Source organism: Flavobacterium sp. AC274 (genome assembly GCF_979258275.1).
Genome location: NZ_OZ409852.1, coordinates 3,289,691 through 3,304,787 on the forward strand (window position 1 = coordinate 3,289,691; position 15,097 = coordinate 3,304,787).

At 34.6% G+C, this 15,097-nt stretch carries 13 protein-coding genes; 12 read left to right on the forward strand and 1 reads right to left on the reverse strand.

Annotated elements, in window-relative coordinates; all coding sequences use genetic code 11:
- The first annotated feature begins 70 nt into the window (after window positions 1-70).
- The 8 genes from ACZZZT_RS14645 (at window position 71) to ACZZZT_RS14680 (ending at window position 11,716) form a co-directional block, all read left to right on the forward strand.
- Complete coding sequence (locus ACZZZT_RS14645; protein WP_463460934.1) at window positions 71-3,577, forward strand: SusC/RagA family TonB-linked outer membrane protein; 3,507 nt, start codon at window positions 71-73, stop codon at window positions 3,575-3,577.
- Between the two features lie 11 nt (window positions 3,578-3,588).
- The gene (locus ACZZZT_RS14650) at window positions 3,589-4,992 is read left to right on the forward strand and encodes a RagB/SusD family nutrient uptake outer membrane protein (RefSeq protein WP_463460935.1); all 1,404 of its coding nucleotides are present in this window, start codon (window positions 3,589-3,591) and stop codon (window positions 4,990-4,992) included.
- Window positions 4,993-5,055: 63 nt separating this feature from the next.
- Window positions 5,056-5,589, forward strand: a complete 534-nt coding sequence (locus tag ACZZZT_RS14655; protein WP_463460936.1) for a hypothetical protein — start codon at window positions 5,056-5,058, stop codon at window positions 5,587-5,589.
- A 113-nt stretch (window positions 5,590-5,702) separates the two neighbouring features.
- On the forward strand, window positions 5,703-7,052 hold the full coding sequence (locus tag ACZZZT_RS14660; protein WP_463460937.1) for a TlpA family protein disulfide reductase: 1,350 nt from the start codon (window positions 5,703-5,705) through the stop codon (window positions 7,050-7,052).
- 21 nt (window positions 7,053-7,073) lie between these two features.
- Window positions 7,074-8,234: an alpha/beta hydrolase family protein gene (locus tag ACZZZT_RS14665; RefSeq protein ID WP_463460938.1), complete on the forward strand. Its 1,161-nt coding sequence runs from the start codon at window positions 7,074-7,076 to the stop codon at window positions 8,232-8,234.
- On the forward strand, window positions 8,204-8,461 hold the full coding sequence (locus ACZZZT_RS14670) for a hypothetical protein (RefSeq protein WP_463460939.1): 258 nt from the start codon (window positions 8,204-8,206) through the stop codon (window positions 8,459-8,461). The genes ACZZZT_RS14665 and ACZZZT_RS14670 overlap by 31 nt, the downstream gene beginning before the upstream one ends.
- A gap of 156 nt (window positions 8,462-8,617) precedes the next feature.
- Window positions 8,618-10,639 carry a protein-disulfide reductase DsbD family protein gene (locus tag ACZZZT_RS14675; protein WP_463460940.1) on the forward strand — a complete coding sequence of 674 codons (2,022 nt, stop codon included), beginning with the start codon at window positions 8,618-8,620 and terminating at the stop codon, window positions 10,637-10,639.
- 249 nt (window positions 10,640-10,888) lie between these two features.
- Window positions 10,889-11,716 (forward strand): AraC family transcriptional regulator, encoded by an 828-nt coding sequence (locus tag ACZZZT_RS14680; RefSeq protein ID WP_463460941.1) that lies wholly within the window; start codon window positions 10,889-10,891, stop codon window positions 11,714-11,716.
- Here ACZZZT_RS14680 and ACZZZT_RS14685 read toward each other — a convergent pair.
- Entirely contained in the window at window positions 11,713-12,120 is a 408-nt protein-coding gene (locus ACZZZT_RS14685) for a winged helix-turn-helix transcriptional regulator (protein ID WP_463460942.1), read from the reverse strand. The genes ACZZZT_RS14680 and ACZZZT_RS14685 overlap by 4 nt on opposite strands.
- A 126-nt stretch (window positions 12,121-12,246) precedes the next feature.
- Here ACZZZT_RS14685 and ACZZZT_RS14690 point away from each other — a divergent pair, with 126 nt between their 5' ends.
- The 4 genes from ACZZZT_RS14690 to ACZZZT_RS14705 all read left to right on the forward strand — a co-directional run bounded on the left by ACZZZT_RS14690 (window position 12,247) and on the right by ACZZZT_RS14705 (window position 15,004).
- Entirely contained in the window at window positions 12,247-12,684 is a 438-nt protein-coding gene (locus tag ACZZZT_RS14690) for a nuclear transport factor 2 family protein (protein WP_463460943.1), read from the forward strand.
- 84 nt (window positions 12,685-12,768) lie between these two features.
- Window positions 12,769-13,335 carry a sugar O-acetyltransferase gene (locus ACZZZT_RS14695; RefSeq protein ID WP_463462442.1) on the forward strand — a complete coding sequence of 189 codons (567 nt, stop codon included), beginning with the start codon at window positions 12,769-12,771 and terminating at the stop codon, window positions 13,333-13,335.
- Window positions 13,336-13,344: 9 nt separating this feature from the next.
- Window positions 13,345-14,391: an alpha/beta hydrolase gene (locus ACZZZT_RS14700; protein ID WP_463460944.1), complete on the forward strand. Its 1,047-nt coding sequence runs from the start codon at window positions 13,345-13,347 to the stop codon at window positions 14,389-14,391.
- 286 nt (window positions 14,392-14,677) lie between these two features.
- On the forward strand, window positions 14,678-15,004 hold the full coding sequence (locus ACZZZT_RS14705; RefSeq protein ID WP_463460945.1) for a DUF6660 family protein: 327 nt from the start codon (window positions 14,678-14,680) through the stop codon (window positions 15,002-15,004).
- Window positions 15,005-15,097: the final 93 nt, after the last annotated feature.

A 15,097-nucleotide genomic window follows, 5' to 3' on the forward strand; every position in this document is an offset into this window, starting at 1 on the left:
CAATCAAAAATTACAACCACACAAGAATTCTTCCCAAATAGAAAAATTCCTGTCCCTCACAACTGGCAATTTGAAAAAACTATACCTTATATTATTGCTTCTTCTTAGCTGTTTTTCTTTTGCACAAAGCACTAAGACAGTGACTATTGATGGTAATAATTTAAGTTTTCAAACTGTATTTAACAGTATTACAAAGCAAACAGGATATGTTTTCTTTTATAATGTGAAGATATTAGAGAATGCAAAACCAGTCAACCTGAATATTCAGAAAAAAAGTGTTCCGGAAGCCTTAGCCATTATTTTTGAAGGCCAGCAGTTTTCTTTTTCTATTCAGGACAAAACTATTGTTGTCACTTCTTCAAGACCCGAAAATAAAACTACCGGATCTATTCAGGTTAAAGGAAAAGTCCTTAACGCGCAGAAAGACCCTTATCCGGGCGTAAATGTTTGGGTAACAGGAACCAAAATTGGAGCTGTAACCGATTTTGACGGAAGCTTCGTTTTATACGATGTGCCAACAGATGCAATTATCGAAGTTACAGGATTAACCGTGGAAACAACAAATGTTTTTCTTGAAGGTCGGCCCAATATCACAATAATAGCAAAAGAAAAAGTAGCCTTAATGAACGAAATTGTCGTGAATAATGGTTATCAGAAAATTTCAAAAAACAAATCGACAGGATCTGTATCTGTAATTACGGCAAAAGATTTGGAGAAAATTCCGGTTTCAAACTTAATGCACCAATTAGAAGGTCAGGTTGCGGGTTTGGCAATCGACGTTTTAGATTCTGATAACTCATTTGTATACGGAAACTTATTTGGCGAAAATCAGGGCAAGGGAAGTTACAACTTTAGAATAAGAGGCCAGTCGACTTATAACGCCAACAGTATGCCATTGATTATTTTAGACGGAACACCAACGGAATTGGATATCAGAACGATAAATCCTAAAGATATCGAGAAAATAACGTTTTTAAAAGATGCTGCTGCCGCTTCAATCTACGGGGCAAGATCTGCAAATGGCGTTATGGTAATCGAAACCAAAAAAGGAAAAAGAGGGAAAACAAAATTTAGTGCTTCTCAAAATTATGCTATTGCAGATAAAGCTTCTTTATCGCGCTTGCCACTAATGAACTCCTCTCAGGTTTTAAATTTAGAGCAGGAACTGGTAGATAAAAGAATTATTACAGATCCGGCAATGGCTTTTAGTCTTTTTAATTCAACACCTGTAAGTCAGGGAGTTGAATTAATGCTTCAGGAAAAAAGAGGTACAATAACGGCTGCTGAAAAAAATGCGCAGTTGGATATTTTAAGAGGGAGAAATAATTATGACCAGATTAGTCAGTATTTATTGCGTCCATCAGAATCTAATACTTATGATTTTTCCTTTAGCGGAGGCGAAAATGATTATACGTATTTTACATCGGCCTCTTTTTCTAACGAAAAAACGCAGGCTATTGGTACTGGTGGTAAACGTATGACATTTACTGTAAACCAGGATTTTAAAATGTTTAATTATTTAAAAGTAAGCACAAGTTTTAAAGGGTCTATTTTTGATTATGATCAAAATGGTTTAGGATTAACGCCGCTCGGTTCGTCTTTAACAACGTATTTGCCTTATGACCAAATTGTAGATGCTAACGGAAATTCAGTTTCATACGATAGACGTTTTTATAGTGCAGATACCCAAAGACTTCAAAGTCAGGGATATTTGCCGTGGACTTACAATTATATGGATGAATTAAATAATGCAAACACAAATCTAAAAGAGCGAAATTACTCTGCCAATATTTCGGTTACGGCACCTTTGTTTAAAGGTTTGGATGCAGTTGGAGCCTATTATATCGAAACTTCTAATCTGGATAATAGGAAATTATCTAGTGCGGATACTTTTTTTGCAAGAGATTTTGTTAACCAGTATACCTATCTTGATCCGGCAACTAATGAACTTGTTTATGGAGTTCCGATAGGAGGCATAAATCAAAGTTCAAGATTTGGTAAAGACAGTTATACTGCCAGAGGACAGTTAGTCTATAACACGCTTTTGGCTGATAAACATTCTATTGATGCTATGGGAGGTATTGAATTTAGAGAAACTAAAGAATCTAATCAGTCAGGAACATTATTTGGTTACAATGATACGGCTCAGACTTCTATTGATCTTCCATCTAATATGCCTAACACAATTTATGGTTATGCTCAGGGCGTTAGTTACAATAATACCTTAAAAAGTGCAACACGCCGCTTTTTGTCTTATTATGGTAATGCAGCTTATACTTATGATGGCAAATATACCATTTCAGGAAGTGCGCGTTTAGATGACTATAATAATTTTGGTGTAGATAAAAGTTACAGAAGAACACCGTTATGGTCTACAGGTTTTAAATGGAATATCATCAAGGAAAATTTCATGAAAGGCGCAACCCTTTTTGATAATTTGGCTTTTAGGGCAAGTTATGGATATAACGGGAATATTAGTTTGAGCACTTTCCCTTTTACAAGTATTTCTCTTGGAGATGTTGACAGATTATCACAACAACCATTTGCTTTTGTTTCGGCGGCAGCCAATCCGGCATTGCGTTGGGAAAAAACAGGAATCATGAATTTTGGTTTAGATTTCAGTCTTCTTAATTATCGTTTAAACGGAACTGTAGAATATTATAAAAAAGACAGCAGGGATTTAATTATGGAATTTCCGGTTTCGCCATTTTATGGTACTCCAAACAATATGTTAGTGAGAAATGCATCAACTTTAGAAGGGCATGGAATTGATTTGAATTTAAACGGTGTTATTGTTAAAACCAAAAATTTTAGTTTTGATTTGAATTTGGTAACGTCTTACAACGAAAATGAGGTAACCGATTCAAGATTTACCAATTTTACCAATATATTAAACGGTTCAGGAAGTACAGCACCATTGGTAGGATATCCAACAGGAAGTGTTTTTGCTTTTAGAAATGCAGGTTTAAATGCTTCGGGAGCAACTCAGGTTTATGATAAAGAAGGAAACATTGTACAGCCAAATGCACTGTTGACTGATATTGAAGACATGAAATACATGGGAAGTTCTACACCAAAATATTACGGAAGTTTAAGTGCTAATTTAAGTTATAAAAAACTTTCTCTATATCTTCTAGCAACCTATAAATTAGATTATGTATTGTTTAAACCAGCATTTAGCAATTATGTAAGCAGATACGGAACATTTAATGGATATGATTTAACGGCAGAAATTGATGAGAGATGGAGAAATCCGGGAGACGAAGCAACTACAAATGTTCCGGGTGTTAGAGGAATGACAGGCTACAGTTACGGACGCTATATTTTTAGTGATAACCGTGTAATTGATGGAGACCATGTGCGTTTTAAAGAAGTTTCATTGAAATATGATTTATCAGAATTGTTTGCCAATACTTTTATCAATAGCGCCTCATTGACTTGTTCTGCAAGAAATCTGGGCATTATCTGGAGAAAAAACAAAGAAGATTTAGACCCTGATTTTCTGCCATATACGGGAAACACCATGAAATTACCTCCAACAGCAATGTATTCAGTAGGATTCAATTTTAACTTTTAAAAGCTGCAACGATGAAAAAATATTTAATTTATATAGGCATTTTATCAACACTTTTAACAAGTTGTGATAATTACGTAGACATACAAACCGAAGGGAAACTAATTCCCAAAGAAACAGCAAACTACAGATATTTACTTCAGGGAGCCAGCACGTTTAACAGCACATACGGTTTAATAGATATGGCTTCGGATGATATTGTAATGCGTGATGATCATGCCGCTTATTTCGAGCAGAATTATTCTGGATCTGCCTTCAACAGACCTTATGTACAAACGTATAAATGGGCTGATGAAATTATTCCGGTAGGGGAAACAGACAGTAATATGAATTCATTATACATGTCATTGTACACCTGCAACGTAATTATTTCTGAAGTAATGACCAGTACAAATGGTACAGATGCTGAGCGTTTAGCCATAAAAGGAGAAGCACAGGTGCACAGAGCCTACATCTTTTTAACCCTGGCAAATGTATTTGCTAAAGCGTATGATCCTGCAACAGCGGCGACAGATCCGGGAATTCCACTTTTAACTGAGCCAACAGTAACCGAAAACATTACAAGAGCATCAGTAAAACAAGTATATGATCAAATTATAAAAGATCTTACAGAAGCTACTACATCAGGATTAAAAGCCGTACAAACAGGAAGAAACGTTTGGTTTCCGTCAAGAGCTGCTGCTTATGCGCTTTTGGCAAGAGCCAATTTGTATATGGGAAATTATGCCGAAGCACAGCAAAGTGCAGAAGCCGCATTGACCCTGCAAAACAACCTGTTGAATATGGAAGATTACCAAAATCTGGGAGATTATTCATGGCCGAGAACTTTTCAGGATCCTGAAAATATACTGGCAAAAGAATCAGGTAATTATATGTATTCTCCAATGGTTTTATCATTAAGTGACGAGTTATTAAATTCATTTGATACAAACGATCTTAGATATCAGTTGTATACAAGATCATTAAATGATATGACTTTTGGAACTCTAACTCAGGGAAGAGCTTACTCAAAAGAGCTTTTATCTGGAGACGGACGTAACGCAGGGCCAACTGTACCTGAAATGTATGTGATTAAAGCAGAATGTGAAGCCAGAGCAGGAAGTGTCGGAGCAGCAATGAATACGATTAATACCTTAAGAAAAAGTCGTTTTAGAGCCGCAGATTATACCGATTTAACTGCCGTTGATGCCAATGATGCCCTTATTAAAGTTTTGGCCGAACGCCGAAAAGAATTAATGGGAAGAGGCGGATTTAGATGGGCTGATTTGAAACGTTTAAATAAAGATCCTCGTTTTGCTAAAACCATTACACGCACCTATTTAAATGAAACTTTTAGTATCGAACCAAACGGAGCCCGTTACCAGTTTCCTTTTGCGGCAATCTACTTTGATTACGCCCCTGATTTACAACAAAATTAATAAAATTCAATAGTATACAGCACGCCTAAAAACCTACATGGGCGTGCTTATAAAATCAAAAAAATGAAAATATTAAAACTATTAGCACTTTTTATAGTTGCGAATGCTTCTATATATGCGCAAGATCAAGTTAAAACATTTGATGTTGCGCCAGAGCAACCAAATCCGGGTGAAGAAATTACCATTACATACGACCCTTCACAAACGATTTTAAAAAATGCAAAAGAAGTTTCGGCAAGACTTTATACTTACGATAATTTCAAATGGCAAATTAAGGATATCAATCTAAAAGCTAATGCAGATAAAAAATGGCAGACTAAAGTAAAGCTTTCAGATCATGCGTCATTAGTGACTTTTATTTTTACTTCGGATACTTTAGTAGATAAAGGCGGACTGACTACTTACAGCTGGATGCTTCCAAAATCTCCGGGTGCTTATATTGGTTGGGGAATGCTGCGTAATAAAGTTTTTGCAGATGATGTTCCGAATATTGTTGATGAATCAGCTTTTAAAAATGATTCTGTTGCCGTAATGTGGGTAAATTATGAATTGCAATACCATCCGGAAAGCCGCAAAAAGATTTTTATCCTGCCTTAAAAGTAGCTCAAATAGTTAGAGGCGGTGATTTTTCTCCTCGTATTAAAAAAGAACTTCGATTTATACTTACTAATGAATTAGATAATCAGGATCAGTACAATGTGACCAGAACATTGAATTTATTAGAGCCAACGGCTAATAAAGCTTTTATAGACTCAGTACAACAGGCAATTTTGAAAAAATATCCAAAAGGGGTTTTGGCTCGCGATATTGAAATCAAAAAAATGTTTATGGAAAAAGATTTTGATAAAAAAGTAAAAGAATATAACGAGTTTGAAAAGAACTTTCCAAAAGAAAAATTCTTAGATGTTGTTACTGAGACAGAAAGTCTTTTCAGCGATAAATTATTCAAGGCAATCGCTTACAATTATATCGTAAAAAACAAAGATTACGACTTTGCCATCAACAGCGTAAAAAAAGTTTCGTTCTATAATGTATTAGATTATTCGTGGCATTTAATTTCAATTCCGTTTAACAGAAATGAAGACGGAGTTGAAAAAACATCTTTAGAAACATTAAAAAAATACGCCGATATAATTATTCCTGAAATGGAAAGCAGAGAAGCGTATGTTCCAAAAGAATTTGTTCAAAAATTATCTCCAAAAGAATGGCAGGCTCAGGCATTGAATTATGCGGCAAGAGAATATTTTACGTATGCAAAACTTCAGGAATACTTTAAAAACTATGATTTAGAGAGAAGGTATTTAGATAAAGTTAAGCCGTTTTACGGGTATAAAGACGCTTCGTATAATGAAGTGTATACAAGAATGCTTTTAAGAGAAGGAAAAACGCTGGACGCTAAGGAATTATTGGCTATAAGCATTAGAGAAAACAAATCAACTCCGGAAATGCTCGCTTCATTAAAAGCCATTTATTTAAAAGAAGGCGGAAAAGAAGCAGGTTTTGAAGCTTATGTCAATTCATTTAAATCAGACATTAATATTCAGGAACACAAAACCAAATTGATTGCAGAACTTATCAATAAGCCAATTGAAGGTTTTGAGTTAGAAAGCAGCAAAGGAGGCAAAGTAAAATTAGCCGATCATAAAGGAAAAATTGTTGTACTTGATTTTTGGGCAATGTGGTGCGGACCTTGTAAAAATGCAATGCCGGGAATGCAGATGGCTGTTGAAAAATACAAACAAGATCCTAATGTGAATTTCTATTTTGTAGATACACAGGAATATATCAAAGATTTTAAAGCACAAACACAGGCATTTATAAAAGAGAAAAACTTTGATTTTACAATTTTGTATGATGGAAAAAATCCAAAAACAGGAAAATTTGACGAAGTCTATGAAAAGTATGCAAAAGCATTTCAGTTTTCGGGAATTCCTGAAAAAATGATTATCGATCAAAACGGAAAATTAAGATGGATGTCTAATGGATATTTTGGAAGCCCAACAGAACTTGCCGATGAAATTTCGATTATTATAGAATATTTAAAAGCTGAGAAAAAATAATTTAGTTAAAAAGGTTAGAAAATGAAAATTGTTAATTTTTTATATCTCAGCATTTTGTTATTGTGCTGTCAGACTGGTTTTTCACAAACCATCTGGCAGGGACAATATCAATCGTACCGCATATTGGTTTCTGGAGATTTTGATAGTAAAATAGATTCCCTGGCCTTTAGTATTCCTGAATTAGGTTCAGAATCTAAAGTTGCCGTAAAAATTGTTGCTGATAGTGTTTCCTTTAAAAATGATATGTATGGGTTTACTTTTAAAGGAAAATACAATCCGCAGAAAACAACAATTACTGGGATTTTTAATAATTACTCGATTCCAAATGCGACAATTATCTTAAAGAAACAAAACGAAATTAAACCGTTGTTTTTTGCACAGCATCCGCAAAAACCATATCCGTATGAAGTGAAAGATTTTACCTTTTCAGGGAAAAATACCAAACTGACGTATGGAGCGACATTGACACTTCCGAAAAATAAAAAGAAATATCCGGTTGCTATTTTAATTTCAGGAACAGGACAGCATGATCGTAATTATACGTATGTAGGAAGAGAATTTTTTACCGTTTTAGCAGATTATCTGGCAAAAAACGGAATCGCTTCTTTGCGCGTTGACGACCGTGGAATTGGTAAAACAACAGGAGATTTTGAAATCGCAACAACCGGAGATTTTGCCGACGATATTGATGAAGAAATTGTTTACCTAAAAAACGATCCAACTATCGATGCATCACATATCGGTTTAATTGGTCATAGTGAAGGCGGAATGATTGCCTCGATTGTAAGTTCGAGAAATAAAGATGTAAAATTCATGATAAGCTTATCCGGAGTAGGAGTAAGCGGACTCGAAATGCTGAACTTGCAAAATACGGCAATTCTTAAAAGTTATGGTTTTACAGATGAAGTTGTGGGAAAACAAATGGAGTTGTATAATATTTTATTCAAAGCTGTTTATAATACAAAAGATGACGAATCTGCAAAGCCTGTTATTGAAGCAAAAACAAAAGCCTGGATGCAAATGCAGGATTCGGTTATACTGAAAAAATATACCTTTCAGACAGGCGTGATGAGACTTTTACCTACCGATATTCAAGAGATGCTGATAAAAAATGGTATCGATACACCATTCATTACAATCCTGAAGATTATTTGCCCAAAATTACAATTCCGGTATTTATAGGAAATGGAGACAAAGACATTCAGGTTCCGGCGGTAGAGAATGTAAATTCATTCAAAAAATATCTGAAAACCAAAGACCTGACGACTAAAATTTATCCGGGATTAAATCACATGTACCAGCATTGCACTGCTTGTACACAGAAAGAAGTCAAAGAAATAGACGAAGTTTTTGCTCCCGAAGTTCTGGACGATATCGGCAAATGGATTTTAAGCCGATATAAAAAGTAATATTAGGTGATCATCTTTGTCAAAGTTTCAAACTTTGACAAAGATTGAAAACCACAAAACACCTGATTACCAAGGTTCTTTATCTAAACTATTTTTCGTTTTATCAATTAATTATGGACTTTCCTTAATTGGATCGATCATGAAATGTTTCCTGCTATGAAAAAATTACTTTTATTGTTTTTGATACTTTTTAGTTTTCAAAACGCATTTTCTCAAATTTACGATCCGGTATCGTTTAAAACAGCTGTAAAAGAATTAGATAGTAATACTTATGAATTAAGTATTACAACCCAAATAGAAAAAAACTGGCACATTTATTCTCAAAAAGTTCCTGCAAACGGACCAATGCCAACGAGTTTTAAATTTGCAAAATCTAAAAATTATACGGTAAAAGGTGGCGTTACAGAACCAAACGGACATGAAGTTGATGATCCGGTTTTTAATATGCGCATTAAGTTTTTTGAAACCAAAGCTGTTTTTACACAAATAATAGAGCGAAAAACAAATGAAGCTTTTAAGATAAATGCCACCATCGAATTTATGGTTTGCAACGATCAAAGCTGTTTACCGCCAACGGAAAGAGAGTTTATTTTTGAAATTCCGAAAGATAATTTAAAAGAAGAAACAAAAGTAATTGTGGAAACTAAAACCACAAATCCCGATACAATTGCAACAGCTACTGTAAAAGAAAATGTAATTAAACCAGAGGTCAAAAAAGCGGTTGTTGCCGTAAAAAATGTTCCCGCACCGGAAGAACAAAATATCTGGAGTGTTTTTCTATTGAGTTTTCTGGGAGGTTTGGCAGCTTTGTTAACACCTTGCGTTTTCCCGATGATCCCAATGACGGTTAGTTTTTTTACCAAACAAAGCAAAACCAGAGCAGCCGGAATTCGAAATGCATTGTTGTACGGCTGGTTTATCATCATTATTTATGTAGCACTGGGAACATTGGTAACCACACTTTTTGGCGCAGATGCCTTAAATGCACTGGCAACAAATGTCGTTTTCAATTTGATATTCTTTTTATTATTGGTTGTTTTTGCGGTTTCCTTTTTGGGTGCATTCGAAATTGTTTTGCCAAGTTCATGGCTCACCAAAGTCGATAACAATTCACAGAAGAGTGGGGTTATCGGTATCTTTTTTATGGCTTTGGCTTTAGCGATAGTATCTTTTTCGTGTACAGGACCAATTGTGGGTACATTGTTAGTACAGTCAGCAAGTCAGGGCGGTTTGGCACCCATTATCGGAATGTTTGGATTTTCATTGGCTATTGCTTTGCCGTTTACACTTTTTGCCGCTTTTCCGGGCTGGATGAATTCACTTCCAAAATCTGGCGGTTGGCTTAATTCTGTAAAAGTTGTTTTAGGCTTTTTAGAATTGGCTTTAGCCTTTAAATTTTTATCCAATGCCGATTTAGTTCTGCAATTGCATTTATTAGAAAGAGAAGTTTTTCTGGCTATCTGGATCGCTATTTTCCTTGTTTTGGCTTTGTATTTATTTGGTAAAATCCAATTGTCGCACGATTCTCCTGTAACCCATCTTTCTGTTGGGAGATTGAGTTTAGGAATTGCAGTTCTGGCTTTTGTAGTGTATTTAATTCCAGGACTTTGGGGAGCTCCATTGCAATACATCAGCGGTTTTCCGCCGGCAAAACAATATAGTGAATCGCCAAATGGTTTTGGAAACACAGCGGTTTCAAATGATTCAAAAGAGGTATTGCCGGAAGGCGCAGAAAGTGGTCCAAACGGAATCACGACTTTTCATGATTATGAAACTGGTTTGGCCTACGCCAAAAAAGTAAACAAACCCGTTATGATCGATTTTACAGGATATGCCTGTGTAAACTGCCGTAAAATGGAAGAACGCGTTTGGCCGGATCAACAGGTTTTATCGCAGTTAAAAAATGATGTTGTTGTCATTTCGTTATATGTAGATGATAAAAGACCACTTGCAGAAAACGAGCAGATTGTATCAAAAATAACAGGTAAAAAATTAAAATATATTGGTCAGAAATGGAGTGAATTTCAAATCCTGAAATACAAAACCAATGCCCAGCCTTATTATGTTTTAACCAATCATAATGGAGAATCTTTGAACCAGCCAACAGCTTACAATCCGGATATTCAATTTTATACGAATTGGTTAAAAGAAGGAGTAGGGAACTTTAAATTAAAATAATACAATACTGGTTTTTCAAACATTATTATTTTAGAAGTATTTGAATTAGTAAGCTTGTACATCATTTGAGAAACCCTAAAAGAGCTGTTTTTGCCAACAGCTCTTTTTTAGGTTTCCTTTAGAAGTATTTTTTGAGTAATTGCCAATAATCTAATTGAGCCTTAGAGAAAGACAATATGAACCTTACAACAAAGCGATACTGAAATATAAATTTTAATTTTGTACGTTAGTGATACAATACTAGAAATTATGGACGTGCAGCAAGAAGATAAATTAAAAACATTAAGCTATTCAGGAATATTCTTGTCCTGTTTTAGTGATTATAGCGAAAAGTGTATTCACGCCACGCCCGAACACGTTTTGGTTTATTTGTACTCCGGAGAACAGATTATAGAGGACAGAAACAAAAAAATAAAACTACAGGCTGGTGATTGTGCTTTTATCCGAAGAGATCATCGCTTGAAAATGTATAAAAACAGCAAAGGCGAGGATTTATACAAAGGTATTTCATTGACTTTTAAGCGGAATATATTGCGTGATTTTTACAACAAAATGAATAAATCTGAAATTCCGAAAGCTGTAGAAGTTACCGATCAAACGGTTTTCAAATTAGATACAACTCCTGCAATAGAAAGTTTATTTCAATCGCTTACCCCTTATTTTGACAGTAACATAAAACCAACGGAAGGTGTTACACATTTAAAATTGCTGGAAGGAATTTATGCTTTACTAAACAGCAGTGAACAGCTTTATCGAATACTTTTTGACTTTGCCGAACCCTGGAAAATTGACCTTTTGGAATTCCTCAACGAAAACTATAATCAGGAACTTTCAATGGAACAAATCGCATCGTTTACCGGACGAAGTCTGGCCACTTTTAAAAGAGATTTTAAAAAAATAAGCAGCCTTACACCTCAAAAATGGCTGATAAAAAAACGTTTGGAAATGGCTTACATAAAACTAAAGGAAGAAGGCAGAAAAGTACAAGATGTTTATATGGAAGTTGGTTTTAAAAACCCATCTCATTTTTCAACCGCCTTTAAAAAACAATACGGAATTTCGCCAACGGAAGTTTAGACTTTTTTATCTTTTTTTAATTTTCCCGAAGAATGTTCGCTTTTAATTTTTTCGCGATGCTGCATTCCCCATTTTGTCATGGCTCCTACAACTTCTTCAAGCGTATGACTGTAGGGCAGAAGTTCATATTCTATGCTTACAGGGTATCCATTTTCTACTTTTTTAATGATAAAACCATTCATTTCCAGTTCTTTTAATTCGCTGGAAAGAACTCTTGCAGAGATTCCTGTAACTTGTCTTTGAATTTCGGTAAATCGTTTATTTCCTCTTGCCATGGCGATGATAATCATCAGTTTCCATTTGCCGCCAATGGCATATAAAGCGTCTGAAACTGCCATTAAAACTTTATGACAATCTTCTGTAAATGCTTTGTTATCTACTTGATTTTCTTTTACTTCATCCATAACTATGTTGTTTATTACCTGCTAACCTTTAGGTAATCACTAATAAATTGTAAGCAAATATAATATAATTTTGGCTTGTAATAATTACACAAAATAAATTTTCAATTTGAATTAAACGACAAAATTATGACCCTAGAGATTTTAAAAACAAAAGAAGAACTTAGAAGCTTAATTGATGATTATGCCTATTTAGGTGATGATAAAAAAATTGCTGAAGTGATGGATTTATTAACACCGGATGTTACCTATAAAGTTTATATGGGTGGCGTTTTGGTAGCCGATGTTTCCGGAAGAGAAAATATGGAAAAAGATTTTAACCATCATGCTTCTTTGGTAAAAACCTATTTTACATTGAACGGACAACATACTGTAAAAATCGGTAACGAAACTGCTTCGGGAGTTTCATTTACTCAAATCAAAATGATCAGAGAAATTGAAGGAAAAGATATTTTGACTGATTACAGTGTGAAATATGATGACAGTTATGTATTTGTAAATGGAAAATGGTTCATCAAAGACCGTGTCGCTCATTTCCTGATTATCGAAACAAGACCTGTTTCTTAAATGTATTGAGCCTGTCAGAAAGATTCTTTGAGCCTCGCAGTAAAGTCACTGCGAGGCTTTGTGTTTAATTTTGTGTTTTTAAATATTAAACAGATGCAAACAACAATATTCGACCGATTAAGAAATGGCGAAATCATTTCGTCAGCAGATAAAGATGCCTATAAAATGCGTGAAGCTTCTTTTGCTACAAAGAAATTATTGCTTCAGATGAATAATTCGTCAGATCCTGCTGAAATCATAAAATTTTTAAGCCAGATCACAGCATCTGAGATTGACAAAAGTGTAACTGTATTTACACCGTTTTATATCAATTATGGAAAAAATACCAAAATCGGCAAAAATGTATTCATCAACTTCGATTGCGTTTTTCTTGATTTGGGCGGAATTACTATTGAAGAAAATGTATTAATAGCTCCGAAAGTAAGTTTGCTTACCGAAGGTCACCCAACTTCAATCGAAGACAGACATTCTCTAATTCCAAAACCAATTCTCATTAAAAAAAATGCCTGGATTGGTGCCAACGCTACCATTTTGCCGGGCGTAACGATTGGCGAAAATTCAGTTGTCGCAGCAGGAGCGGTAGTTTCTAAAGATGTTCCCGATAATACGATCGTAGGCGGAATTCCTGCAAAAATTTTAAAAACAATTTAATTTAATAAAATGAAAAAAACATTGATTATTACAATGATGCTTCTTTTAACATTGCAAGCATTTTCGCAAGACAAAAAATCTAAATCAGAAAAAATGAATACATCAAAAGAACATTATACTTTCAAATTAAGTGATAAAGTAACCCGTCAAAAAGTAAGTTTCAAAAATCGTTATGGTATTACTTTAAGCGGAGATTTATATCTTCCGAAAAATGTCGGAAACACAAAATTAGCTGCATTAGCAATTAGCGGGCCTTTCGGAGCTGTAAAACAACAATCATCAGGATTATACGCCAATATTATGGCTGAACGTGGTTTTGCTGTTGTAGCATTTGACCCATCTTATACAGGCGAAAGTAGTGGCGAACCAAGAAATGTAGCTTCTCCGGAAATTAATACTGAAGATTTTAGTGCCGCGGTTGATTTTTTAGGATTGCAAAAAAACGTTGACAGAAACAAAATCGGAATTATAGGGATTTGTGGTTTTGGCGGTTTTGCCCTGAATGCCACAGCAATTGACAAACGAGTTAAAGCGGTTGCTGTGACAAGTTTATATGATATGACCAGAGTAATGTCGAAGGGTTACAATGATTCTGTTACTTTGGAACAAAGAACCAAAACATTAGAAAATCTGGGTGAGCAACGTTGGAAAGATGCAGAAAACGGAAAACCGGCAGATGGCCCAAGAAATTTACCGGAAACATTGAAAGGCGATGAACCACAATTTATAAAAGAATATTTTGATTACTACAGAACGCCACGTGGTTTTCATGCTAACTCTGTAAACTCAAACGGAGCCTGGCTGGTGACTAATCCAATATCTTTTATGAATATGCCAATACTAAGTTATGTAAAAGAAATTTCGCCGAGACCAATGCTTTTAATCGCAGGAGAAAATGCGCACTCAAGATATTTTAGTGAAGATATTTTTAAAGTGGCAAATGAACCAAAAGAATTAATAATTATCCCAAATGCAGTTCACGTTGATTTGTATGATAAAGTGAATGTGATTCCTTTTGATAAGTTAGAAAAATTCTTTAAAGATAATTTGAAATAATATATCAGATGGCAATTTGAAGCGATGCCAAATATTTCTAATCTATAAAGAAATAAATGGAGCGCATCAGCATTCATCACAATTACAAACCTCCAAAGTTATTTGATTTTGGAGGTTATTTTATGTTTACGGACTTTTTGCCAGAGTCATTAAGGCTTTCAAAAAAAGATAACAAATATGCAGATCGAAAGAGTTGTGGATTGATAAAAGCCAAGGTTACCAATTTTTATAGCAGACACTTTAAATAATTTAATTTTGTAATAGAATAAATAGTATTTTTACTGTATTGAAAACAACCAATATCATATTGTCTTTTATCATTCTTATTATTTCCTTCATGCCGTGTGCTGATATGGAAATGAATAATGCTGCGCAAAAGACAGCTCAATTTACTGAAACTCATATTGATCATTCGCATGACACACAAAATGATTTGTGCTCACCATTTTGCGTATGCAGTTGTTGTGGAGTGCAAGTGTTAAGTTATGCATCTGCAATTAATTTTGATTTTCATGTTATAGGGTCTTTGATTAAGCGTCCGTTACCAAATTACATCTCAGTTTTAGCTTCCAATTTCTATGGAAGTATTTGGCAGCCACCTCAAATAGTATAATGTTGGCCGTCCCGAAGTTTCGGGATTCGGTTAGAGATTTGTGGACTTTCCACACAATTTAAAGACAATTTATTGTCTTAATTTCTCATTTCA